General features: G+C 27.4%; 24 protein-coding genes. 3 read left to right on the top strand and 21 right to left on the bottom strand.

The genetic code is table 11. The features are described 5' to 3' along the window. Positions 1-55: 55 nt before the first annotated feature. From ACN6I1_RS00760 to lon, 12 genes are all read right to left on the bottom strand, one after another. Positions 56-433: a hypothetical protein gene (locus tag ACN6I1_RS00760; protein ID WP_021430347.1), complete on the bottom strand. Its 378-nt coding sequence runs from the start codon at positions 431-433 to the stop codon at positions 56-58. 39 nt (positions 434-472) lie between these two features. Then, positions 473-1,510, bottom strand: coding sequence for an SEC-C domain-containing protein (locus ACN6I1_RS00755; RefSeq protein ID WP_021430280.1), 1,038 nt, complete (start codon positions 1,508-1,510; stop codon positions 473-475). Between the two features lie 75 nt (positions 1,511-1,585). Next, positions 1,586-2,260, bottom strand: coding sequence for a hypothetical protein (locus tag ACN6I1_RS00750; RefSeq protein ID WP_419742395.1), 675 nt, complete (start codon positions 2,258-2,260; stop codon positions 1,586-1,588). A gap of 73 nt (positions 2,261-2,333) precedes the next feature. Continuing rightward, positions 2,334-2,756, bottom strand: a complete 423-nt coding sequence (locus ACN6I1_RS00745; RefSeq protein ID WP_419742394.1) for a hypothetical protein — start codon at positions 2,754-2,756, stop codon at positions 2,334-2,336. Positions 2,757-2,765: 9 nt separating this feature from the next. Next, positions 2,766-3,212 (bottom strand): hypothetical protein, encoded by a 447-nt coding sequence (locus tag ACN6I1_RS00740; protein ID WP_035117141.1) that lies wholly within the window; start codon positions 3,210-3,212, stop codon positions 2,766-2,768. Between the two features lie 2 nt (positions 3,213-3,214). Next, positions 3,215-4,024, bottom strand: a complete 810-nt coding sequence (locus ACN6I1_RS00735) for a hypothetical protein (protein ID WP_419742393.1) — start codon at positions 4,022-4,024, stop codon at positions 3,215-3,217. A gap of 12 nt (positions 4,025-4,036) precedes the next feature. Further along, the gene (locus ACN6I1_RS00730; protein WP_046824210.1) at positions 4,037-4,411 is read right to left on the bottom strand and encodes a type II secretion system protein; all 375 of its coding nucleotides are present in this window, start codon (positions 4,409-4,411) and stop codon (positions 4,037-4,039) included. Between the two features lie 23 nt (positions 4,412-4,434). Further along, positions 4,435-5,619 carry a type II secretion system F family protein gene (locus ACN6I1_RS00725; RefSeq protein WP_419742392.1) on the bottom strand — a complete coding sequence of 395 codons (1,185 nt, stop codon included), beginning with the start codon at positions 5,617-5,619 and terminating at the stop codon, positions 4,435-4,437. Further along, positions 5,606-6,931 (bottom strand): GspE/PulE family protein, encoded by a 1,326-nt coding sequence (locus tag ACN6I1_RS00720; protein ID WP_419742391.1) that lies wholly within the window; start codon positions 6,929-6,931, stop codon positions 5,606-5,608. Before ACN6I1_RS00720 ends, ACN6I1_RS00725 begins: the two co-directional genes overlap by 14 nt. 303 nt (positions 6,932-7,234) lie before the next feature. After that, on the bottom strand, positions 7,235-8,311 hold the full coding sequence (locus ACN6I1_RS00715) for an ATP-binding protein (protein WP_150886688.1): 1,077 nt from the start codon (positions 8,309-8,311) through the stop codon (positions 7,235-7,237). Between the two features lie 218 nt (positions 8,312-8,529). Then, the gene (gene yihA / locus ACN6I1_RS00710; RefSeq protein WP_025162320.1) at positions 8,530-9,141 is read right to left on the bottom strand and encodes a ribosome biogenesis GTP-binding protein YihA/YsxC; all 612 of its coding nucleotides are present in this window, start codon (positions 9,139-9,141) and stop codon (positions 8,530-8,532) included. Beyond that, a complete protein-coding gene (gene lon, locus ACN6I1_RS00705) occupies positions 9,131-11,488 on the bottom strand; it encodes an endopeptidase La (RefSeq protein WP_021430256.1) in 2,358 nt (785 codons plus the stop codon). The genes yihA and lon overlap by 11 nt, the downstream gene beginning before the upstream one ends. Before the next feature lie 167 nt (positions 11,489-11,655). Between lon and ACN6I1_RS00700 the strand changes: the two genes are divergently transcribed. Both ACN6I1_RS00700 and ACN6I1_RS00695 read left to right on the top strand, forming a co-directional pair. Next, positions 11,656-12,171 carry a chromate transporter gene (locus tag ACN6I1_RS00700; protein WP_021430250.1) on the top strand — a complete coding sequence of 172 codons (516 nt, stop codon included), beginning with the start codon at positions 11,656-11,658 and terminating at the stop codon, positions 12,169-12,171. Continuing rightward, complete coding sequence (locus ACN6I1_RS00695) at positions 12,156-12,683, top strand: chromate transporter (protein WP_419742390.1); 528 nt, start codon at positions 12,156-12,158, stop codon at positions 12,681-12,683. Before ACN6I1_RS00700 ends, ACN6I1_RS00695 begins: the two co-directional genes overlap by 16 nt. 30 nt (positions 12,684-12,713) lie before the next feature. Here ACN6I1_RS00695 and clpX read toward each other — a convergent pair whose 3' ends face one another. The 8 genes from clpX to ACN6I1_RS00655 all read right to left on the bottom strand — a co-directional run bounded on the left by clpX (position 12,714) and on the right by ACN6I1_RS00655 (position 21,650). Continuing rightward, on the bottom strand, positions 12,714-13,964 hold the full coding sequence (clpX, locus tag ACN6I1_RS00690; RefSeq protein ID WP_220796073.1) for an ATP-dependent Clp protease ATP-binding subunit ClpX: 1,251 nt from the start codon (positions 13,962-13,964) through the stop codon (positions 12,714-12,716). A gap of 17 nt (positions 13,965-13,981) precedes the next feature. After that, positions 13,982-14,566, bottom strand: coding sequence for an ATP-dependent Clp endopeptidase proteolytic subunit ClpP (clpP, locus tag ACN6I1_RS00685; RefSeq protein ID WP_021430325.1), 585 nt, complete (start codon positions 14,564-14,566; stop codon positions 13,982-13,984). An 83-nt stretch (positions 14,567-14,649) separates the two neighbouring features. After that, complete coding sequence (gene tig, locus ACN6I1_RS00680) at positions 14,650-15,936, bottom strand: trigger factor (protein WP_021430226.1); 1,287 nt, start codon at positions 15,934-15,936, stop codon at positions 14,650-14,652. A gap of 144 nt (positions 15,937-16,080) precedes the next feature. Further along, the gene (locus ACN6I1_RS00675; protein ID WP_021430240.1) at positions 16,081-16,602 is read right to left on the bottom strand and encodes a DUF2179 domain-containing protein; all 522 of its coding nucleotides are present in this window, start codon (positions 16,600-16,602) and stop codon (positions 16,081-16,083) included. Between the two features lie 22 nt (positions 16,603-16,624). Then, a complete protein-coding gene (locus ACN6I1_RS00670; RefSeq protein ID WP_419742389.1) occupies positions 16,625-17,095 on the bottom strand; it encodes a metallophosphoesterase in 471 nt (156 codons plus the stop codon). Further along, positions 17,095-18,444 carry a ribonuclease PH gene (rph, locus tag ACN6I1_RS00665; protein WP_142730851.1) on the bottom strand — a complete coding sequence of 450 codons (1,350 nt, stop codon included), beginning with the start codon at positions 18,442-18,444 and terminating at the stop codon, positions 17,095-17,097. The genes ACN6I1_RS00670 and rph overlap by 1 nt, the downstream gene beginning before the upstream one ends. Positions 18,445-18,593: 149 nt before the next feature. Further along, on the bottom strand, positions 18,594-20,615 hold the full coding sequence (gene ligA, locus ACN6I1_RS00660) for an NAD-dependent DNA ligase LigA (protein WP_150841568.1): 2,022 nt from the start codon (positions 20,613-20,615) through the stop codon (positions 18,594-18,596). 99 nt (positions 20,616-20,714) lie between these two features. Then, positions 20,715-21,650 (bottom strand): phosphoglycerate dehydrogenase, encoded by a 936-nt coding sequence (locus ACN6I1_RS00655; RefSeq protein WP_419742388.1) that lies wholly within the window; start codon positions 21,648-21,650, stop codon positions 20,715-20,717. A gap of 331 nt (positions 21,651-21,981) precedes the next feature. On the opposite strand from ACN6I1_RS00655, the gene ACN6I1_RS00650 reads away from it, so the two are divergent. Next, the gene (locus tag ACN6I1_RS00650) at positions 21,982-22,443 is read left to right on the top strand and encodes a cyclic nucleotide-binding domain-containing protein (RefSeq protein WP_419742387.1); all 462 of its coding nucleotides are present in this window, start codon (positions 21,982-21,984) and stop codon (positions 22,441-22,443) included. 181 nt (positions 22,444-22,624) lie between these two features. Here ACN6I1_RS00650 and ACN6I1_RS00645 read toward each other — a convergent pair whose 3' ends face one another. Then, on the bottom strand, positions 22,625-24,259 hold the full coding sequence (locus tag ACN6I1_RS00645) for a sigma-54 interaction domain-containing protein (protein WP_021430149.1): 1,635 nt from the start codon (positions 24,257-24,259) through the stop codon (positions 22,625-22,627). Positions 24,260-24,495: the final 236 nt, after the last annotated feature.

The following is a 24,495-nucleotide window of genomic DNA, read 5'->3' as shown; positions in this document are numbered from 1 at the left end:
AAAAGCTAGGCTTCGTAGGGCCTAGCTTTTATGGTAATTCTAATTATATTGTTACTTAATCTCTTTGAGTTATTAACCCTCTTATAACTTTCATGTTGTTAAATACTTTTTCTAAGAAATTCTCTGCCTCTTCATTATCTAGTAATGCTATTTGAGTTTGCTCATCATCGTTTATACCGTTTTGTTCACAGTATTGTTTTGCTATACTTACTAATTCATTTTTATCGCTATCACATAATTCAAATTCTTTATAATCTATAATTATGTATTGCATCGCCTTTTCTAAACTTTTTTCGTTGTACCCTATTTCTATATGGTATATTACTGCATATAAATTCTCAGGAGTTTCATCTCCTTTATATACTGGTACCGCTGGATTAGATTTTATATAACTTGTTGATACAGCAATTGCTTTTCCTAAATTAAGACTCATCTATATACCTCTTTCTGTATATTTTAAATTAAGTTTTTACTACATTTTTAAGTCTTTATGTCTCTTACCTAAAGTACTTGGACTTATGTCATATTTTTTAGAGATTTGTGATTGAGTTACTGTTTGTCCATTTTCTTTCTTAATGTGGTATTCTACTGCTGCTGCCCATCCATTTTCAGAACCTTTTATTTCGCTATTTTTAGCTTTATATTCGTTCCAAAACTCTAAACAGTTTTCTAGTATATCACTTTCAACTTGAGCTTTAAGTAAAGCTGAAACTGAACATTCATTTTCATCAATCATTTCTTTAACTTCTTCTTGTTTTTTAGCTTTAACGTCTTTTTGATCTTTAAGATATTCAGCTATGTTAGGATCTAGTAATTGTTGAATGTACTTGTAAAGTATATGAGTATGATATATTAAGAAAGTTTTTATATCTTTATATAAATCTTCATATTGGCTAAAGAAATGATTTATATCATTTACTATTACGTCCTTAACAGCATCTGATATACTTACTGTAACGTCTAATAATAGATGAGATTCTCCTACTTCAACTATTCTAGCTATTATACAGTCACCTTGATTAAATCCGTTTAATAGATTTATATCTTCAGTGTATATTTCGTCTCCTGTTATAGCATCTTTTAATAAGATTCTATCTTCTAACTTTTCTTTTATAACATACACACTTACATAAGATTCAAATAAGCTTTTTAGTATATCTACTTCTGGCTTAGTTAAACTATTTTTATTTTCTTCAAAAAAGTCTACAGTTATAACTTTTTTATTTTCCATTATATGGTCTTGTATAAAGTATGTATTAAAGAAGCTTTCAAACTTACCATTTACATTTTCATCATCTAATATATAAAACATTTCTTGTGCTTTTTTATACTCTTCTTTAAACTTTGGCTGTCTTGAATATTCATATAGTTTTGAGTACAGTTGTGAATATTGTTTTTGTGAAAGTACAATTTTTCTACTAGCTCTCTCCGACACAACATCTTTATTTAAACAGCATTTTTTATATTTTTTCCCGCTTCCGCATGGGCATAACTCGTTTCTCCCTAACACTGTTACTTTCACTCCTTCATTTCTAAATTTAAATACAATTTATAATTATATCATCTTTCCCTCAATGATTCTACACTATAAAGGTATTTTATTGATTTTAGGCGATTTTTTATTGATTTTCTGTATGATTCCATCTAAAATTGCCTCATTATATTTGTTTTTCGCATCATCTATCATAATTTCATTTACTAAGTTAATTATCTTTTCTACATTTTCTTTTAAATTTAACTCCCTTATTCTTTCCTCCATACTAGTTAGGTAAAATTTTTTTATATTTTCAACTAATTTATTTTCATCATTAATATATATATCTTTTAACTTTATATCGTGTTGAAATTTTTTTATTTCAAGGGATTCATCATCTTCAGATTTTGATAAGAGTTCAGCAAAATCTGCTTCATTAATATCCTTATTTATATTTTTAAATTCTTTTATTAACATGTAATTGTTGTATCCCAACAAATGCCCTTTTAAATATGAATACAATATAACTTTTTTCCTATCCGTCTTTATTAAATCATAAACATCTTTAGATATTTTCTCTATGTTATCTATGTCTTTACACTTTTCATTAATTATTTGACTAAATTCATCCATTATATTTAATGTCCAAATATATATGCTTATCTTTTCTATATCTACACCATAAAACTTTTTACATATGTAAGTATACTTTGTGTTTCCATTTTTAAGAAAATCATATTCGATATCATTTATATAATTGTTTAAAAAAAGTATATTATTATCCATTGGAGTCCCCCTTAAGAATTTGTAGAATATTCTTATATATTAAGTTATTCTACATAAAACATAGGAAAACCTTTTATATCACTTTTACTTTAAATTTGCAATCTATAATATTTTCATCTATTTTTGTTATATTTATACTATCTACACTTATTTTTTTCTTTGATTTATTTATGCTTTCAATACTTTTATATATTAAATTTCTATCTCCATTTATTTCACCTTCTAGCTCTATTTCATTATTACTATTTAAATCTGTTTTGATATATTTTATTGTAGCTATATCTTTAAATTGTTTCTGCATACTTATGACTACATCTTCCCTATATCTATTTTTTAATTTTTCTTCTTTTTCATTTTCTAATTTTTTTATAACCTTAATTTGATTAGATAATAATTTCTCTTTTTTATCTAATTTTAAATATACAAAATTAAAGTTTAAGACTAAGAATAATACTAAAAAAATACTTATATTTATTTTATTTTTATTTATTTTCATTATTAACTCCTAAAAACTACTTATTTCAAATTCATATATATTTTCATTGTTATTTATAAAATCGATATTAGCTTCTTTTGTATTTTCTATTTCCTTAACTATATCTAAGTAATTTTTTATTTTTTCAAAGTCATTGGTTTCACCTTTAAGTTTTAATTTTTTATTTTTCATTTCTACACTTTTTAATTCGCTAGCATCCATTAAATTCAGTATACTAGATAATTTTGATGTAGTTTGTTTTATATTTGAAGTTTCTTTATTTTGTTCAATACAATTTAAAACAGATTTTCTTTCTGTCACGTTTTCTTCTAACTTTTGAGTTTTATAAAATTTATTTAAATTAATTACAATTGTAAATACTATAATGCTAATTAGTATTAATTTGCCTTTATCTATTTCCTTATTATAAAATTTCTCATCTTCGTAAAAAAAGTTTAATATTTTTTCATTTTTCATAACTATATCAATCCTATATTATTAATAAAATTATTTAATTCATCTTGTTTTGCATCTTTTAAAAAAAGTTTATTTAGCTTAAATTTTGTATTTAAATTTTTTATAAGTTCACAGTTTTGAAAACCGTAGTAATATATTTTCCCATAATTATTTTCAATTTCATTATTCAAAAACTCATATACATTCATATTATTTAATGTGTATGAGTTTATAATAAGTTTATTTTTTATTAAATTTACATTGGTGTATTGTCTTCCTATATCTAAAATTAAATTATTTTCCCCTTCTATTTCAATATCTTCGTTATATATAAGTTTATTTAATATATCAAAATTAACACTTAAGCTTATAGGTTTAAATTTTAATGATTTAGCTAATTCTCTATAACTTTTTATAATGGATATTGGCATAAGTATAGCTTGTACATCTAGGTAATCTTCTTCTTGCTTTAATATGTTGTACTTTAATATATAATCTTTAATATTTATAGGCAGATATTCACTTAACTCATATGCTATAAGCCCCTTTATATCGCCCTTGTATCCAGTGTTTATTACTTTAACATTCCTATTTATTATACTTTCATTTTGAACTGCAAAAGATATTCTTCTACATGGTATTTTGAAATTATTTAATTCATTTTTTATTATTTTACTTAACTTGTTAACATCTAAAATCAATCCATTTTGGTCTATTTGGTTAAACTCAAAAGTTTTCATATTTATAAATTTAACATAGCCAAAATACTTTTCTATAACAAGCATTTTAATTGTATTTTCTTTTACCTCTAAAGTTAATGTTTTTATTTTCATCACCTCTATAATTTATTCTTGTTCATTTTTAGGATAAAAAGTTTGTCCATCTACTTTCACCTTTATATCTTCATTTTCTGTATATACTTCAAAGTTTTTATCTTTTTGACTTTGAACTTTAGGCTTACCTTCTAAATAATTATTTTTAACTAAATAATCTATACTAATTTCATCTTCAGATACATCACTATTAATCGCTATCTTTGCAGCTGTAGCTATATTGTTAGCCGTAACGTAATCTGCATTTATCTTGCTATTTTTTTCAACATCACCAAACTTGACTAATGCAATGCTTGATAATACTCCAAGTATTGCAACTACAATTACAAGTTCTATTAATGTGAACCCTCTTCTTTTTTTCATAATTATTTTCTTATCTATTTTCATTTTATTTCTCCTTTTATTTATTTTTATTCAAATGAAGTTACTGCATCAAATACAGGCGTCATTATAAAAACTAGTAAAGTTCCTATAACTAATCCTAAAACTAAAACAATGATAGGCTCTATTAGCTTAATTATTTTACTAGTTAAATTATCTAAATTATTTTCATAATTTGTATTTATATTTCGTAAGCAATGTTCCATTTTACCTGTTTCTTCACCTACTTCTATCATAGATATCACTATTTTAGGAAAGACTTGTGACTTATCTAATGAGAATGCTATGCTGTTTCCTTTTTGAATTAAGCTTTTTGATATATTTAATTTCTGCGACATATATTTGTTACTTATTACATCACAAGATATATCTAGAGCCTTTGTAATTTGTACTCCACTACTTATCAATATGTATATACACCTTATGAATTTATTTACTTCTATAGTTTGAATAATATTTCTAGTTAATTTAAATTCAAACAATTTTTTATCAAAATACATCCTAACTTTGTATTCTTTTTTAAACATGTAAATTAGAAGTCCTGTAATAGCACCTACTATTAAAAAAATTATTTTATAATGATTTCTTAAGTTCATAGAAAAATTTATTAAAATCTTAGTAGTTAGAGGCAAGTTACTTTCACTTCCAATAAATGATTGTTGAAATTTCGGGACAGTATATATTAATGTAAATAAAATTACACATATACATGTAAGAATTAATGCTATAGGATATACCATAGCCAAGATTAGTTTTCTTTTAAATTCATATTCTTTTTTATAATAATCAGATAGATTCATTAAGATTTCATCTAATTTACCACTTACTTCTCCTGCTTTAACCATATTTATGAAAAACTTTGAAAACTTAGCTGAGTTTTTAAATGATAACGAAATAGAGTTTCCTTTTTGAAGATTATAATTTATATTTTTTAGAATTGGTTTTAATTTTTTACTACAGTTTAATTGGATTGTATTTAGCGAGTGTGTAATTTCGCATCCTGATGAAATCAACATTCCTAATTGATTACATAAAATAGATAGGTCTTTGTCTCTTAAACTTTTGTTATTTCTATCTTTTAACAATCTTATATTTGCTATTTTTAAATTTTTTTCTATTGCATATACTTTTAATTCTTTTTCTGAATCAAAACTTAATTTTTTCCTTGATCTGTTTCCATGCTCATCATATACTATACACTCATATAGAGACATTTACTTCACCTCTATTTAATATAGCTCTAGCACTTATAATTTCTTCTATTGTTGTTATGTTTTCATTAATTAAATATGAGCAACTATCTAAAAATGTAATCATATTATTTAATCTAGCAGTATTATAAATATCTTCTATGTTCTCTTGACTCATTATCGCTCTTCTAATATCTTTATCCACTTCTACTATTTCATACAATGCTACTCTTCCTTTATATCCAGTATCATTGCAATCTCTACACCCCTTAGCCTTTTTAACTTTTATATCCTTATGTAATTTTAGATATTTAGATATACTTGTTTCTATATTTTCTTCATAACTGCAATTTTTACATACACGCCTTATTAATTTTTGAGATATTATACCGTTTAATGTTGATGCAATTAAATACCTCGGTATACCCATATCAAGCAATCTATTTATTGACTCAATCGCATTATTAGTATGCATGGTACTTATTACTAAGTGGCCTGTAGAAGCAGCTCTAATAGCTATTTGAGCAGTTTCTTTATCTCTTATCTCTCCTACCATTATTACATCTGGATCTTGTCTTAATATTGACCTTAATCCTTTTGAAAAAGTTAATCCTATTTTTGTATTTACCTGAGTCTGATTTATACCTTCTATCTTGTACTCAACTGGATCTTCTATTGTTACTATATTTTTATCCATAAATTTAAAATCATTTAATATTGAATATAAAGTTGTTGTTTTACCACTTCCAGTAGGCCCTGTTATAAGTAATATACCGCTCATCCTATTAACTATATTTCTAATTTTATTTACAGCAATATTTGAAAATCCAATTTCTGATTTATTCTTTAGAAATTTATTTCTATTTAATATTCGAATAACTACTTTTTCTCCATGCACAGTAGGTATAGTAGATAATCTAAGATCTAATATATTTTCATTAATTTTTTTATCTATACGCCCATCTTGAGGCAATCTTTTTTCAGCTATATCTAATCCTGCAATTAATTTTATAACTGTAACTAATTGCATATGCATATCTTTTGAGTAGTTATAAATCTCTTTTAAGTTTCCATCTATTCTCATCCTAATTTTTAGATTATCCTCAAATGGTTCTATATGTATATCACTTGAATTAAAATTTAATGCTTTGCATAGCATCTCATTTAATATATTTTGGTAATAGTCATCATTATTTATATCACAATCTGAATAATATACTTTTATAGCTTCTTTTATTTTCAATTCATCTTCTAATTTAAAAACTATATTTTTTCTAGTTGCCAATCTAAAATCTTGTAATGCATAAATGTTTTCTTTGTTTATAGCTACTACCAAATCATTTTCTCTTATTTCAATCGGTATTGCATTATACTTTATAGCTAAATTTTTTCTTATTGTAGATGGAGCTTTTTTATCTAATACTAAAATTTATCTCATTCTCCTTTCACTTATTTATATTATTTTAAAGTTAGTATATAGACTATTAAGCATTCCAATCATCTATATACTAACTTTACCTACAATTATTAACATATAGGATTTATTCATACATTCAAATACTTCTATTTATATAAATAAAATTATATAAATAATTAACTTAAGCATAAAAAAAGAGCCTAATAAGGCTCTCTTTTCGTTTTATTTATATTCTAAAATTCTATCTATTATTATATCTTTTAATTTATTTACTTCTGAGAAATTCATATTAGGAACATAGTACTCTTCTAATAAGTCATGTTGTTGTTTTGCTCTTTTAATATTTAACAATCCATATTCAACTAAATCATTTAAAACTTTATTACTATAACTTAACTCATCTTCATACTTATCATGTTTTTTAGTATCCATATAACTATTTAAATCAAAAGTTTCTAAGTTTTTATCTTTAAATAATTTACTAGTTGTTATAGCTAAGTCTAAATCTTTAATTAAAATAGTTTCTATTTTTTCTGGTAATAGTGGAGCATGGAATATTTCTACCTCTAAACCATTTTCTGTAGCTTTATTTGCAACTTTATTTAGTAAAGTTGATTTCCCCGTACCTAAATCTCCTTCTAGGTAGTAAATTTTATTTACATCTTTCAGAATCGTATCTGTATATTCTACATGACCTAAAGGAGATAATGCACTTCCAAATAAGTGTATTTGTTCTTTATATTCACCATTAGGAATTACATTTTCAAATATTGATTGAAGTAAATTTGCAGTTAACAAGTTTACTTTTCCAAAGTCCATACAATCTACATTTTTAGATTGTATTTCATAAGCTATCGGAGCCGCTGCTTCAAAATATTTAAATCCAACTTGGAAGAATCTACTTACCTCTTTATTACACTCAATCGAGTCTTTTTTATTCAATTCAATAGCTTTTCTATCCCAATATCTTCCTAAATCTAAAATTTCATCTATAGCTCCTGGATTTTTAGGATCTACAATATGAGGAGCTGTTGCATCTAGCATAACAACACCTAATTTTTTTATAACTATAACATCTAATGAATCTGGATCAGAAGAACATGGGTATAAGTCTACATCGTATCCTTTAGAAATCATATCTTGTGCAACTTTTTTCATTAATGATGATTTCCCTACTCCAGGTCCTCCCTTCATACAAAAGATTCTGTTTACATCTTTGGGAATTGCATAATCAAAAAATGATTTAAATCCTTTTGATGTATTTCCACCTGGAAACATTTTTCTTACTTTACCATCCATTGTAAACTTCCCTCCAAATAAAAATTTATTGCCTTTATTAAATTATTAAACTTCTATATTATTTGTGTTTGTCCAAAAATTTATTAACATAAAAATACATTCCATTTAAATGTCTGTATGTAGCAGGCATCATGCTTAGCCAGAACTTAGTAAAATACTTAAAAAAGTTTTTTAAATATAAAAAAGCAACTAAACTCAATGAGTTTAGTTGCTTTAAATTAATCAACTCTTATTTCATAGCCTTTGTGTGTATATTGTTTTATAACCTCTGCCCATAATTCTTCAACACCTGTTTTCTTAAGTGCAGATATAGGGAAGATTTTATCTTCTTTTGATAACTCTAATTTTTTTCTAATTATATTAAAATGTTTTTGATATTGTCCTCTAGATATTTTATCTGCTTTAGTTGCAACTATTACACAATCATATCCAAAGTGTTTTATCCAATCATACATCATCTTATCTTCATTTGAAGGTTCATGTCTTATATCTACAAGTAGGCAAATAGCACATAGCTCTTCTCTTTCTTGTAAATATCTTTCCATTATAACTCCCCATTTTTCTTTTTCAGATTTAGATAGCTTTGCATATCCGTATCCTGGTAAGTCTACAAAGTAAAACTCTTCATTTATTAGGTAGAAATTTATAGTTCTAGTCTTTCCTGGTGTTTGACTTGTTCTTGCAAAATTTCTTCTATTTAATAAAGTATTTACTGTTGATGATTTCCCAACATTAGATCTTCCAACTAATGCAATTTCTGGTATACCTTCTGCTGGGTATTGACTTTTGTTAACTGCGCTCATTGTAATTTCAGCACTTCTAATTTTCATTTTTTTCACCGTTCCTTAATAATGCATGTTCTAATACTTCGTCCATATGGCTTACTAAAACAAATTCCATTTCATCTTTTACCTTTTGAGGTATTTCATCTAAGTCTGCTTCACACTCTTGCGGTAATAAAACTTTAGTTATACCTGCTCTATGTGCTGCAAGAAGTTTTTCTTTAACTCCTCCAACAGCTAGGACTCTACCTCTTAAAGTTATCTCTCCTGTCATAGCAACATTGTTTCTAACTGGTATGTTAGTTAATGCTGATATAACGCCTAGAGCCATAGTTATACCTGCAGACGGTCCATCCTTAGGTACTGCTCCTTCTGGTAAATGTATGTGTATATCATTTTCTTTATAGAAGTTTGGATTTATATCAAATCTGTCTGCTATAGATCTTATATAAGATATACCTGTTTGAGCAGATTCCTTCATTACATCTCCTAGTTTTCCTGTTAAAACTATTTGACCTTTTCCTTTTAACACATTTACTTCTGTTGTTAAAGTTTCTCCTCCAACAGCTGTCCATGCTAGTCCTGTAACAACTCCAACCTCTGGCTCTTTACCTGCAACTTGATGTCTTACTTTTTGTTTTCCTAAGTAGTCTTCTAAATTGTCTTTGTTTACTACTATCTCTTCTATAGATTCATCTTCTACATATTTTCTAGCAGCTTTTCTACATATTGTTCCAAGAGTTCTCTCTAAACCTCTAACTCCTGCTTCTCTTGTATAGCTACTTATTATTTCAAGCATAGTTTCATCATCTATTTTTATAAACTCTTCTTTTAAAGCATGTTCTTTTATTTGTTTTGGTAATAAATATTTTTTAGCTATATTTAATTTTTCTTCTTCAATATAACCTGATATTTCTATTATTTCCATTCTATCAAGTAATGGTCTTGGTATAGTACTTAATGTATTTGCAGTTGTAACAAATAGTATTTTAGATAAATCAAAAGGAACTTCTAAGTAGTGATCCACAAAGTCTTTGTTTTGCTCTGGATCTAAAACCTCTAGCATAGCTGCTGCTGGATCTCCTTTAAAGTCTGATGACATCTTATCTATTTCATCTAATAAGAATACAGGATTTTTAGTTTTTGCTTCTTTTAATCCATTAACTATTCTTCCTGGAAGAGCTCCTACATAAGTTCTTCTATGTCCTCTTATTTCAGCTTCATCCCTAACTCCACCTAAAGAAATTCTAACGAATTTTCTATCTAGTGAATTTGCTATAGATTTAGCTATAGATGTTTTCCCAACACCTGGAGGTCCAACTAAACATAATATAGGCCCTTTTAGACTCTTTGATAATTGTCTAATTGCTAAATATTCTATTATTCTTTCTTTTACTTTATCTAATCCATAATGTTCTTCATTTAATATTTCTTCAGCTCTTTTTATATCTAACTTATCTTTAGTTTCTTTATTCCAAGGTAATGAGAATATAGTATCTAAGTAAGTTCTACTTACAGCTAAATCAGGAGCCATAGGAGAAATTTTAGAGAACTTGTCTATTTCTTTTGATATCTTTTCTTTAGTTTCTTTAGAAGCTTTCATCTTATGAAGTTTTTTTCTATATTCATCTGTTTCAGAATCTATATCTTCATCTTCTCCTAATTCTTTTTGTATAGCTTTTAACTGTTCTCTAAGATAATATTCTTTTTGAACTTTGTTCATACTTTTCTTTACTTTTAAAGCTATTTTCTTCTCTATTTTTAATAACTCAATTTCTTCTAATAATGTTCTTAGAATTAATTCTAGTCTAGCCTGAATATCAAATTCATCTAATATTGCTTGTTTTTGATCTGGCTTTAAGAACATATTTGCAGCTATTGTATCTACAAATCTATTTTCATTATCCATTTCAGCTAGATTTATAAGAATTTCTGGTGAAACTCTATTACTTATATTTATATACTCTTCAAAAGCATCAAATACATTTCTAACAGTTGCTTGTACCTCTTTATCTTCATTTATGCTTTCAACATCATAAACAGCTTCTTCTATAGCAACTTTTATATATGGTTCGTCTTGCACAAACTCTGTTATAGTTCCTCTAGATATACCTTCAACTAGTACTCTAACCCCTTCTCCTGGTAATTTTACCAGTTGTTTTACTTTACATATAGTCCCCGTATGATAATAGTCATCTTCTGTAGGTATATCTATTGATGAATCTTTTTGAGCTGTTAAGAATATCATTTCATCATCAGCCATAGCTTCATCTAATGCCTTTAGAGAAATTTCTCTACCTACATCAAAGCTTAGTATCATATATGGGAATATAGCCAATCCTCTTAGCGGGATTAACGGTAATTCACGTTCTATTATAGTATAATTTTTATCCATGCTAACATCACTCCTTCCAAATGCTAGATTGCGTCACTTTATTTATTATATATTTACATAATTGAATTTTCAACAACATTAGCTATTTCTTAATCATTTCCATCCATTTATTACTATTATGTTATAATAATATTACTTATATACCAAATTTTAATGTGGAGGATTTTATGTTTAAACTTTTCTTAACATTTTTAAAAATAGGTGCATTTACCTTTGGTGGTGGTTATGCTATGGTTCCTTTGATAGAAGATGAGCTTGTCACAAAGCAAAATCTATTAACTCAACAAGAGTTTATTGACTATCTATCTATCGCCCAAAGCTATCCAGGTGTACTAGGTGCAAACATCTCTATTTTATTGGGTTATAGGCTTTATAAAATTCCAGGTGTTTTAGTTTGTACATTAGGTTCAATACTTCCATCATTTTGTATAGTATTAGTATTATCATATTTTTATTTCAACAACCAAAGCTCAGATATTTTAAATGGGTTCTTTTCTGGAGTAAATCCAGTCGTTATAGCTTTAATACTTTACTCATTTGTAAATATGTTTAATAAATTACCCAAATCTAAGAAAAATATATCATTTTTAATTATATCATTCTTTTGTGTAGGTGTATTTAATATCAGTCCAATATATTTAATAATATTAGGAGGTGTTTACGCTCTATGTCAAAAGTCTTAATGTTATTCCTAATATTCTTTAAAATAGGTAGTTTTAGTTTTGGTGGAGGCTATGCTATGCTTCCATTTATTCAACAAGAATTTATAGATAAATACCACTTTATTACAAACAAAGAATTTTTAGATTTATTGGCATTATCCCAATCTACTCCAGGTCCTATCGCTATAAATAGTGCTACCTTTATAGGATTTAAAGCAGGCGGTTTTTGGGGATCTTTAGCTTCAAGTATTGGTGTTGTATTATTTTCAGTAATAGGTCTTACAATAATTGCAAGCCTATTTGATAAATTTAAAGATAATGAAAAAGTTGAAAAAATTCTTTCTGTTTTACGTCCAATAACCTTAGGTTTTATATTATCGGCAGTATTTTCGTCTGCTACAGGAATAACCTGGGGACTTTATGATATTATAGCTTTTATATCAGCATTTTACTTATTATACACAAAAAAAGTTGGCTCAATAGCCATCGTGTTTATATATGGATGCATAGGTGTTTTGCTATCTTTTTTTTAAAATAAAAAGGAGCTTAATTAGCTCCTTTTTTTATGCACTTTCTTCTTCATCTTTTAAAACAATAACTGGATCAGAATCTTGTTTAACAGACTCTTCTGTCAGTATTATTTTCTTTATATCATCTCTAGATGGTATTTCATACATTATATCCATCATTATATTTTCAACAATACTTCTTAGACCTCTTGCACCCGTATTTCTTTCAATAGCTTTTTTAGCTATTGCTTTAAGTGCAGCATCTTCAAATTCAAGTTCAACTCCATCTAATTCAAATAGTTTTTGGAATTGTTTTACTAAAGAGTTCTTAGGCTCTTTTAGTATACTTACTAGTGCATCTTCATCTAATAATTCTAAAGTTGCAACTACAGGAATTCTACCTATAAATTCTGGTATTATACCAAATTTAAGTAAGTCTTCTGTTTGAACTTGTGCATAAATTTTTCCAAGGTCCATATCTTTTTTACTTTCTATCTTAGCTCCAAATCCTAGTGTTTTTTCGCCGCCTCTTTTTTGAATTATTCTTTCTATTCCATCAAAGGCTCCTCCTAATATAAATAGTATATTAGTAGTATCTAGCTTTAAGAACTCTTGGTGTGGATGCTTTCTTCCACCTTGTGGTGGAACATTAGCTACAGTTCCTTCTAAGATTTTTAGTAGAGCCTGTTGAACACCTTCTCCACTAACATCTCTAGTTATAGATGGATTTTCTGATTTTCTAGCTATCTTATCTATCTCATCTATATATATTATACCTCTTTCAGCTTTCTCTATATCAAAGTCTGCTGCTTGTATAAGCTTTAATAATATATTTTCAACATCTTCTCCAACATATCCAGCTTCAGTTAGTGATGTTGCATCTGCCATTGCAAATGGAACATTTAAAGTTTTAGCTAGTGTTTGAGCAAGAAGCGTTTTTCCTGATCCAGTAGGTCCTAATAAAAGTATGTTACTTTTTTGTATCTCAACATCTTTGTTAGTTCCTTTGTTTTTTCCATAGATTCTTTTATAATGATTGTAAACAGCTACTGATAAAGCTTTTTTAGCTTTTTCTTGTCCTATTACATAATCATTAAGAGTGTTCATCATTTCTTTTGGTTTCGGTAAGTTTACAGTTTCCTCTTCTGTTGTTTCTTCAACTTCTTCTTGAATTATCTCATCACATAATTCAACACATTCATCGCATATATACACATTTGGACCTGCAATAAGTCTTCTAACTTGTTCTTGGTTTTTACCGCAGAATGAACATTTTAATTGTCTCTTATCTTCATATTTTGACATATTAACACCTCTCTTATCTACGGTCTTTTAGTAATTACTTCATCTATTAAGCCGTATTGTTTAGCTTCTTCAGCACTCATGAAGTTATCACGTTCAGTATCCATTTTTAATTTTTCTATAGACTGACCTGTTCTTTCAGCTAATATAGAATTTAACGTTTGTTTCATTTTTACTATTCTATTTGCATGTATTTCTATATCTGTAGCTTGCCCTCTTGTTCCTCCTAGTGGTTGATGTATCATTATTTCACTATTTGGAAGTGCATATCTTTTTCCTTTTTCTCCTGCTGCTAATAAGAATGCTCCCATAGATGCAGCCATTCCTATACATATAGTTGATACATCTGGTTTTATATATTGCATAGTATCATATATTGCCATACCAGCAGTTATACTTCCTCCTGGAGAGTTTATATATAAGTGTATATCTTTATCTGGGTCTTCTGCCTCTAGGAATAATAACTGAGCTACTACAAGTCCTGCTGTAGCATCATTTACTTCATCACCCAAAAATATTATTCTATCTTTTAGAAGTTTTGAATATATATCGTAAGATCTTTCTCCTCTTCCTGTTTGTTCTACTACTACAGGTACTAATGCCATGGATTATACCCCCTATCATAATTATCTATATATACAATATACAGTAGCTGTAACAGCTACTGTATGAAATATACCTATAATGATTAAACTAATTTAGCACTATCAACTAATGAATCTATTGTTTTTCTTATTTTTAATTGACCTTTTATATCTTCTAAGTCAGTTGGTCTCATTACTGATTTTATTTTTTCAACTTCCATATTGTACATTTTAGCCATTTTTTCAACTTCAGCTTCAACATCAGCTTCAGAAACTTCTACATTTTCAGCTTTAGCTATAGCTTCTAATACTAAAGATGATTTAACTAACTTTGTAGCTTCTTCTCTCTTTTCATTTCTTAAGTCTTCTATTGATCTTCCAGTCATTTGTAATAATTGCTCTAATTGTAATCCTTGGTATTGTAATTGGTAGTTAAGTTCCATTAACATGTTATCTATTTGAGTTTCAACCATTGCATTTGGAACTTCTACTTCTGTACCTTCAGATATCTTTTCAACTAAAGAATTTCTCATTTCAGCATCTGCTCTATTTTTAGCTTCTTCTTCTACTTTAGCTTTTAAATCACTCTTTAATTCTTCTAATGTATTGAATTCTGTTGTATCAGCTGCAAATTCATCATTTAATTCTGGTAATTCTTTACTTTGTACATTCTTTATAACAACTTTGAAAGTAGCTGGCTTTCCTGCTAAGTTTTCAGCATGGTATTCAGCTGGGAACTCAACATTTACTTCAACTTCTTCACCTTTATTTTTACCTATTAATTGCTCTTCGAATCCTGGTATGAATGTGTTTGATCCTATAACTAAGCTATAGTCTTCTCCTTTTCCACCTTCAAAAGCAACACCATCTACAAATCCTTCGAAGTCTATAACAGTATTGTCTCCATTTTCTATAGCTCTACCTTCAACATCTACTAATCTTGAAGCTTTGTTTCTCATTTCATCTAATCTTAAAGTTACTTCATCTTCATTTACAGTATAGTCAGGTTTTGCTATTTCTATACCTTTGTATGACCCAAGTTCGAACTCTGGCTTAACTTCTACATTAACAACCATTACTAATCCGTTGTCTTTGCTTATTTCTTCTATGTCTAAGTCAGGTCTATCTATTGGATCTATGTTTAACTCATCTAAAGCTGATGGATATATTTCTGGGAATAACATATCTATAGCATCGTTGTAGAATACTCCTTTTCCATATTGAGATTCTATTATTTGCTTAGGCGCTTTACCTTTTCTAAATCCTGGTATATTAAATTTACCTTTGTTTTTGTTGTAAGCTTTTGTTACTGCACCTTCAAATTTATCATTATCAACTGTTAGTTTAAAAGTAACTTTGTTACCTTCTTTCTTAAGTAATTCTGCTTTCATTATTATTAATCCTCCTATTGATTATGTATTCTTTTATATATAGTATAATAGATTTCGTTACTATAATTTTACTATTTTATTATAACACATTCTTTTTTTTATTTACAAGTACCGCATTGATATGAACTGGCTTTGAAAATCGCCTTATTTCATCGCATTTCGACCAAAATATCCACCTCTGACGTTCTTGATTTCAGATACTGCTACAAATGCCCTAGAATCATAACTATTTATAGTATTTTGGAAATTATGAAGGTGCTTTCTATCTAAAACAACTTGTAGTATATACTTTACGCCTTCTCTTCCTCTACCTTCTATGACAGTAACTCCAAAACCATGCTGTCTTAAGTACTCTGCAAATTGATCTACATCTTCACCAGTGAAAACTTGAGCTGTTATTAATCCTATTGCAAGTTTTTCCTCAAGTGTGATTCCAACTACGTTACCTGTTGCAAATCCAAGCGCATATGACATTACTTTTACTATGTCCCCCATGTCACCTAGCACTTTATCCATAGCAAATAGGTATATTAAAATTTCAAGAAATCCAATGCAAAACGCAAGTTTCTTTTTACCTTTTACTACAAATATAGTCCTAATTGTTGCTAATGTTACATCTGAACATTTAGCCAAAAATATGAGTAAATACCCCAAAACAAATTCCATTTACTAATCCCCCTAAATTATTTTATACCCTTATCTCATCAATACTCACATTATCACTAGATATTTCTAATATAACAAAACTTCTATAATTTACTCCTCTTGGTAATGATATGCTACCTGGATTTATATATAGTATGTTATTTTTTTCTTTTATTACTGGTGTATGCGTATGCCCAAATATAACAATATCTGCACATATATTTTTAGCTTTTTCATGTAATTGTTCAAGTCCATATTTAACGCCATACTTATCCCCATGACAAACAAATATATTTTTATTTTCTATCTCAAACTCTAATTCATCTTCTGTATTCTCAAAATCGCAGTTCCCTCTAACTGCCATCATTGAAACTCCAGTCATCTTATGAATATATTTTGAATCTATAAAATTATCTCCTGCATGTATAATTAAGTCACATTCTTTTAAATATGGAATAGCTTTATCTATAAACCTATTCATTCTATGAGTGTCACTTATTACCCCAATTTTCATTACTTCACTACCCTTTTATTAAATTCATCTTTCATAAGTTTTAAAGAATTTGCTCTATGACTTATTGAATTTTTTATTGAACTAGGTAATTCTCCAAATGTCTTATTATATTGATTCACTATAAATAATGGATCATATCCAAATCCATTTTCACCTTTTTCTTCAAATGCTATAGTTCCTTCACAAGTTCCTCTTACTACAAACTCTTTTCCACTTGGGAATACTACAGCTATAGCTGATACAAATCTTCCTGTTCTTTGGCTCATAGGTACATTTTTCATAGCTTTTACAAGTTTTTCTCTATTTTGCTCATCAGTTGCATTTTCTCCTGCATATCTAGCTGAGTAAACCCCTGGCTTTTTACCTAAAGCATCTACTTCAAGACCAGAATCATCTGCAACTGCTACCATATTTGTAGCTTTAGCTATAGTTCTAGCTTTTATAAGAGCATTGTGCTCAAATGTATGACCATCTTCTACTATTTCTATTCCTGCTAAATCCACATCTTTAAGAGAATATATTTTACAATCAAAATCATTTAGTATCGCTGAAATTTCTTCTAATTTATGAGCATTATTTGTAGCTATAACAACCTCATCTGGAATTTCTTCTCCAAGAACTTCACTTGCTATTTTTCCTAATGCTTTTCTTTGAACTTTAATAAGCTCTTTATTTCCTTTTTCTCCTAATTCAAGCAATGCATTTAAATCTTTTCTAGTAAATGGAGATTCTTCTCCTGTTCCTTGAACCTCTACAAATTCACCTTTGTCTGTCATTATAACATTCATATCAACATGTGCATTTGAATCTTCTTCATAGCATAAATCTAAAACATGTTCTCCATTAACTATACCTACACTTATAGCTGATACAAAGTTTCTTATAGGTAAAGTTTTTATTTGTTTATTTTCATATAAAGAATATAAAGCTTCTGCTACTGCTACAAAAGCTCCTGTTATAGATGCTGTTCTAGTTCCTCCATCAGCTTGAATTACATCACAATCTACCCATATAGTTCTCTCTCCTATTTTAGATAAATCAATAACTGATCTTATAGCTCTTCCTATTAATCTTTGTATTTCTTGAGTTCTTCCATCAACTTTACCTCTTGATGACTCTCTTATTTTTCTTTGGTGTGTAGATCTTGGTAACATAGAATACTCTGCATTTATCCATCCAGTTCCTGAATTTCTTAAGAAAGGAGGTACTTTATCTTCTATAGAAGCTGTACAGATAACTTTAGTTTCTCCCATTTCAATTAATACAGATCCCTCTGCATATCTAGTAAAGTTTCTAGTTATTTTAACTGGTCTTATTTCATCATTTTTTCTACCATCAATTCTCGTCATTTATATTACCTCTTTCAAACATTTTTTAAAGCAAATTCAGACTAATTAACTTACCCGAACTGTAACTCAAATATTGTATATACTATAATATATTAGCATTATTTAACCCTAAATAGTAGTTATTTATTAATATAATTTCCCCAATATTTTTACTTAATAACTTCTTGAACTTCTTCTTTTGAGCTTAAGTTTAATATATCTAAAAACTTAGCTTCATCAATAACTTTGACTCCTAATTCATTAGCCTTTGTAAGCTTTGATCCTGCCTCTTCTCCAGCTAAAACAAATGTTGTAGATTTACTTACACTAGAAGTTGCTTTTCCTCCTCTTGCCTCAATCATTTCTTTTGCATCATTTCTTTTTAAAGTAGGTAAAGTACCTGTTAATACAATTTTCATTCCTTCAAAAATATTAACTATGGATTCATCTTTGTTTTTTATAGATTCTGTATTAACTCCAGCCTCTTTTAATTTATTTATAACCGTCATATTTTTTTCTTCTTTAAAGAACTCAACAACACTGTTTGCCATTATATCTCCAAATTCTTCAAGATTAGTTAACTGAACTGCGTCTGCATTTATTATTTCATCTAAACTATCAAAATTCTTAGCTAAAACTTTTGCACCTTTAACTCCTATATATTTAATACCTAATCCATTTATTAATCTATATAACTCATTTTGTTTAGATTTTTCTATTGCTTTAATTAAATTTTCAGCTGATTTTTCGCCCATTCTTTCTAAGTTTATTACATCTTCTTTTTTTATGTAATAAAGATCAGCTATATCTTTAATTATATTGTTATCAAGTAATAATCCAACTATAGATTCTCCTAGTCCTTCTATATTCATTGCATCTCTTGAAGCAAAGTGTATTATTCCTCTTCTAATTTGAGCTGGACAACTAATATTTATGCACTTAACTGCAGCTTCTCCCTCTAATCTAACAGTAGGTTCTGAACATACAGGGCATTTATCAGGGAATTTAAATTCTATTTCATTTCCATCTCTATCATCTTTAACAACTTGAACCACTTGTGGTATTATATCTCCAGCTTTTTGAACTAAAACTGTATCTCCAATTTTTATGTCTTTTTCATTTATATAATCTTCATTATGTAAAGTTGCACGAGAAACTGTTGTTCCAGCTAATCTAACTGGTTCAAGTATAGCTGTAGGCGTTATAGTTCCTGTTCTACCAACTTCAACTATAATATCTATAAGCTTCGTTTTCTTTTGCTCTGCAGGGAATTTATATGCAATTGCCCATCTTGGACTTTTAGCTGTATAACCCATAACCTCTCTTTGTTGTAAATCATTAACTTTAATTACCATTCCATCTATTTCAAATGGTAGTTTTGATCTATTTTCTGTCCAATATTCAATATGTTCTATAACTCCCTCTATATTTGAACAAACTTTGTAATCTGTACTAACCTTGAATCCTAAGTTTTTAAGATATTCCAATGATTCACTATGACTTTTTAAATTTGTATTTTCAATATACTCTAGGTTAAATATAAATATATCTAAAGGTCTTTTAGCTGTTAACTTAGAATCTAACTGTCTTAAAGTTCCTGCCGCTAAGTTTCTAGGATTAGCAAATAATTGAAGACCTTGTTCTTCTTGTAATTCATTTATTTTTTCGAAATTTTGCTTAGATATATATACTTCTCCTCTTACTACAACTTCTTCTGTGTCATTAATTTTTAAAGGTATAGTCTTTACTGTTCTTAAGTTTTCTGTTATATCTTCTCCAACTACTCCATTACCTCTTGTTGCTCCCTTTTCAAAAACTCCATTTTTATATGTTAACCCAACTGATAATCCATCTATTTTGAATTCAACTACGTATTCAACACTATCATCAGCTAATTCTCTTACTCTTTTATCAAAATCTTTTAAATCCTTATCTGAGTAAGCATTTGATAAACTAAGCATAGGTATTTTATGTGTTATTTGCGTAAATTTATCTAAAGGCTTACCTCCTACCCTACTACTTGGCGAATCAGCTCTTTTTATTTGAGGATTTTCTTCTTCAATTTTTATAAGTTCTTTCATTAAATTATCATATTCATAATCTGATATCTCAGGAGCATCATCATTATAATATTTATTGCTATGATAGTTTATTTGATCTATCAATTCATCCATTCTAGTTTTTATGTCCATATAAATCACCTCTTTTAAAATCTATGTAAATCGTACTAATTTCAATGCAATACTATCTTAGTATACCATAATTTTCTTCTTAAAATTACAACTAAACTATTAATATCCTTTTTGAATATTTACAACATTTTTAAGCTCTTTATTGTTTATGTAATTCTTTAAATTTTCATATATAGTATTAAATGTTCTACTTCTATTTTTATCAGATATCCATGAATTATGAGGGGTTATAGTTACATTTTCAAATTCCCAAAGTTTATTTTCTTTATTTAATGGTTCACTTTCAAATACATCTAAACAAACACCGTTAAACTTACTTATATTATTGATTAAATCATTTTCATTTATTATGTTTCCTCTACCAACATTTATAATCACTGATCCATTTTTCATAGTTTTTAATTTTTCATCATTAATCATTCCTATAGTTTCTTTTGTTGATGGCAATGTAATAACTACTACATCACATTTTTTTAACCCTTCGTTTATATTTCCTATAGATATACATTCATCAAATCCTACAACGTCTCTACCATCTGTATTAACTCCATAAACATATACTCCAAATGCTCTCAGCCTATCAGCAGCATTTTTTGCAATTGTACCAGTTCCTATAAACATTACTTTTTTATCAGTTAGTTCTTCTAAGTTTATATCTAATTTCCACTTCTTTTGTGCTTGATTTTCATACATTTGTTTTGTATTTTTATATACATTTAAAATATACATAACTATATATTCAGCCATAGGAATACTATAATTTCCTTTGTTATTACATACCGTAATATTATTTTTTATAATTTCATCTTTTGGTATTTGATCTATTCCAACACTACTTAATTGAATTAGTTTCAAATTTTCTAGTTTCGATATATCAAGTGTGTTAAATGGATTGTAACCTACTAGCACTTCAATATCTTTATTTTCATTATTTACTTCAGCCTTAGATTCCTTCATATATATCACTTCATATCCTAAATTTACTAATTTACTTATTTCATTATCCTCATATTTATTTGTAACTAATAATTTCATAAAACATCTCCTCCCATATCTAATAGTTAATTATATTTTATCTTAAAAATAAAAGTCCTTTAATTATTAAATAATTAAAGGACTTAATCTATTTTATATAAATACACTATATATTAGAATGCCATCACTGAGGTGTTTTGTGTATTTATTTAATAATATATTGTCCAGTTTTTAATTTTTAATTCTTAAGAAATTACAAGCTTTTAATGTATATAATTTCCAAATTATAAATTTGAATAATGGACCTATTTTTTATTTATATATTATAGTTTATATTTTCAAATATAAGTTAATACTTTTAATATGATAATATTTTTTAAGGGGTGGTTTTATGCTTAAACTTCATCATGACGATAGTTTAAGATATTATATTGAAAATTATAAAATAAATAATATGTTTGATGTAAATTTGAACTCTCATATGGAACTTCATTGTTTTAATACAAACGAACTTATAGTTCTTAAAAATACAACTCCAAATTACTTATATTTTCTTGTAGAGGGAACTGCTATTAAACTAGAAAATTCTTTTGATACTAATAATATACTTAAATCTTCTATAAATAATTTAAATATTATTGGCTCATTAGAAATGTTTACACAAAATAAATTTGAATATAGTTTAAGAGCTTTAGATGAATGTATTTTCATAGGAATACCTGTGTCAATTATAAAAGATGTAGCATTTAAAGACCCTACTTTCCTATCATATTTTTGTAAGAGTTTTGCAAACTCTATTTACAATAATGATTTAGAAACAAGTTTTTTAAAAAAAGAAAAAGATGCTATATAGCATCTTATAAAAGGGAATAGATAGTGTTAAAGTCTATCTATTTTATATAGAGTTTTTTTGTACTAATAAAACAAAAAAAACCATGAAAGTTTTAAAACCTTCATGGCCTCTTTGAGTCATATGTACTTATACCATAATGATAGCAGAATCATTTAGGCTTCGCAACTACTATAATTATTTTTTATAATTTTAAATATCCACTTTTTATTTTTCTATGTATAGTAGAAGAATCTATCCCTATTTGTTTTGATGCTTGTGTAATAGAACCATACTTATCTATTGCTCTAGGTATAATTATTTGATCTACTATTTTATATGCTTCATTTAAATTTACAATACCATTTACAACTATTGGAGATTTCAAGTCATTTTCCTTAGACAAATCATCTAAATTTATTAGCATGTTAAACTCATCTTCTCCTATCGTATTTTTAACTGATAAAACAACAAATCTTTCGATAATATTTTTCAGTTCCCTTATGTTTCCAGGCCATGAATGATTATTTAACAATTCCATAACCTTAGGAGAAATGCTTATTTCTCTATTATATTTAGTGTTATATAAATCTAAGAAATATTCAACTAAAGGCATTATGTCTTCTTTTCTTTCCCTTAATGGAGGTATTTTTATAGGGATAACACTAAGTCTATAATATAAATCCTGTCTAAACTTCAAATTATCATGTAAATCCTCATTTGAAATATTAGTAGCACTTACATACCTTACATCAATTTTTATCGGTTTAGTTCCTCCAACTCTAGTAATCGTATTTTCTTGTATAACTCTAAGTAATTTTTTTTGCATTTGAAGTGGCAATTCGCCTATTTCATCTAAAAATATAGTACCTCCATTTGCTTGCTCAAAAAGACCTTTTTTCCCAGACTTTTTAGCTCCAGTAAAAGAACCTTCTTCATATCCGAAAAACTCTGATTCTAGGAGCTCATTAGGAATTGCACCACAGTTAATTGCTATAAATGGTTTATCCCTTCTATGACTATACTTACATATTTTTCTAGCTATAATTTCTTTTCCTACACCAGACTCTCCAGTTATAAAAATGGAAGAATCAGATGCTGCTGCTCTCTTTACTACGTTTTTTATATTATCCATAACTTCACTTTTACTTATATATTCCGAGTTAGTGGCTGTTGTACAATCTTTGGCGTGAGGAGAATCTAAGTTTATAACTCTAGAAATATCTCTACCAGTTAACACTCCCCCTTTTACTTCTCCCTTGTTATCCCATATAGGAACTGCTGTGTATGCTATAACTTTACCTCCAGGATAAACTATATTTTTATAAGTTTTTTTCTTAACTCCTAGCATATTTAGTATTATCGGTTCTTCTACCAATCCCATATAAACTAGTTTGTCAATTTTTCTCCCAAGAACTTCTTTTCTTTTAAATGGTAATATTTCATCACATAAGCTGTTCATCTTTTCAATAACACCATCTTTATTAAATATAACTACAACTTCATCTATATGTTCAATTATGTCTTCTACAACCTTATCTGTTATCATAGACTTTTCAAATAAATAAATATACTGTAATTCATTTTTATAATCTCTAATCGAATAAACATCTACGAACATATTTAAATCTCTAAGCTGTATTTTTTTTCTATTGTTTGAAAAATAGTCATTTTCATTAAATGTACTATCCAAAACAGATATATTTGATGGCTTGTCCACATCAACAAAATTAAAAATCTTTTTCATTTGTGCATTAAAATCTAGTATTTCCCCAGTTTCACTGCATAAAATTGCTGGATTTTCTAAGTGATTAATAAAGCCCCTAAAATCATTATACACTCTATTCAGCCCTTCCTTATTTAGTAAATTACACCCCTATTAAATATAAAAAACCATTTTCCTACCTAAGAACATTATATCATCTACAATCCATTAATTATAAAATTATTGTTATTTTTTTATTAAATTTGTCATTTTGTCTAATTTAATATGTTTTTTTATATTTTTATGTAATTGGTACTAATTAAATTTAGCCCTAATTATATACTTAGACGCTAAATTAAATAATCCTTGTA

The sequence above is a fragment of the Paraclostridium dentum genome (genome assembly GCF_048568265.1).
GTDB lineage: Bacteria > Bacillota > Clostridia > Peptostreptococcales > Peptostreptococcaceae > Paraclostridium > Paraclostridium dentum.
The sequence above is the reverse complement of the archived record's forward strand: the minus strand, read 5'-3'. Positions and strand labels throughout refer to the sequence as shown.

What these genes read in the sequence shown, in the direction of transcription:
- ACN6I1_RS00760 (WP_021430347.1), bottom strand. Translation starts at nt 433, where the DNA reads ATGAGTCTTAATTTAGGAAAAGCAATTGCTGTATCAACAAGTTATATA.
- ACN6I1_RS00750 (WP_419742395.1), bottom strand. Translation starts at nt 2,260, where the DNA reads ATGGATAATAATATACTTTTTTTAAACAATTATATAAATGATATCGAA.
- ACN6I1_RS00745 (WP_419742394.1), bottom strand. Translation starts at nt 2,756, where the DNA reads ATGAAAATAAATAAAAATAAAATAAATATAAGTATTTTTTTAGTATTA.
- ACN6I1_RS00740 (WP_035117141.1), bottom strand. Translation starts at nt 3,212, where the DNA reads ATGAAAAATGAAAAAATATTAAACTTTTTTTACGAAGATGAGAAATTT.
- ACN6I1_RS00735 (WP_419742393.1), bottom strand. Translation starts at nt 4,024, where the DNA reads ATGAAAATAAAAACATTAACTTTAGAGGTAAAAGAAAATACAATTAAA.
- ACN6I1_RS00730 (WP_046824210.1), bottom strand. Translation starts at nt 4,411, where the DNA reads ATGAAAATAGATAAGAAAATAATTATGAAAAAAAGAAGAGGGTTCACA.
- ACN6I1_RS00725 (WP_419742392.1), bottom strand. Translation starts at nt 5,619, where the DNA reads ATGTCTCTATATGAGTGTATAGTATATGATGAGCATGGAAACAGATCA.
- ACN6I1_RS00715 (WP_150886688.1), bottom strand. Translation starts at nt 8,311, where the DNA reads ATGGATGGTAAAGTAAGAAAAATGTTTCCAGGTGGAAATACATCAAAA.
- yihA (WP_025162320.1), bottom strand. Translation starts at nt 9,141, where the DNA reads ATGAAAATTAGAAGTGCTGAAATTACAATGAGCGCAGTTAACAAAAGT.
- lon (WP_021430256.1), bottom strand. Translation starts at nt 11,488, where the DNA reads ATGGATAAAAATTATACTATAATAGAACGTGAATTACCGTTAATCCCG.
- ACN6I1_RS00700 (WP_021430250.1), top strand. Translation starts at nt 11,656, where the DNA reads ATGTTTAAACTTTTCTTAACATTTTTAAAAATAGGTGCATTTACCTTT.
- ACN6I1_RS00695 (WP_419742390.1), top strand. Translation starts at nt 12,156, where the DNA reads ATGTCAAAAGTCTTAATGTTATTCCTAATATTCTTTAAAATAGGTAGT.
- clpX (WP_220796073.1), bottom strand. Translation starts at nt 13,964, where the DNA reads ATGTCAAAATATGAAGATAAGAGACAATTAAAATGTTCATTCTGCGGT.
- clpP (WP_021430325.1), bottom strand. Translation starts at nt 14,566, where the DNA reads ATGGCATTAGTACCTGTAGTAGTAGAACAAACAGGAAGAGGAGAAAGA.
- tig (WP_021430226.1), bottom strand. Translation starts at nt 15,936, where the DNA reads ATGAAAGCAGAATTACTTAAGAAAGAAGGTAACAAAGTTACTTTTAAA.
- ACN6I1_RS00675 (WP_021430240.1), bottom strand. Translation starts at nt 16,602, where the DNA reads ATGGAATTTGTTTTGGGGTATTTACTCATATTTTTGGCTAAATGTTCA.
- ACN6I1_RS00670 (WP_419742389.1), bottom strand. Translation starts at nt 17,095, where the DNA reads ATGAAAATTGGGGTAATAAGTGACACTCATAGAATGAATAGGTTTATA.
- rph (WP_142730851.1), bottom strand. Translation starts at nt 18,444, where the DNA reads ATGACGAGAATTGATGGTAGAAAAAATGATGAAATAAGACCAGTTAAA.
- ligA (WP_150841568.1), bottom strand. Translation starts at nt 20,615, where the DNA reads ATGGACATAAAAACTAGAATGGATGAATTGATAGATCAAATAAACTAT.
- ACN6I1_RS00655 (WP_419742388.1), bottom strand. Translation starts at nt 21,650, where the DNA reads ATGAAATTATTAGTTACAAATAAATATGAGGATAATGAAATAAGTAAA.
- ACN6I1_RS00650 (WP_419742387.1), top strand. Translation starts at nt 21,982, where the DNA reads ATGCTTAAACTTCATCATGACGATAGTTTAAGATATTATATTGAAAAT.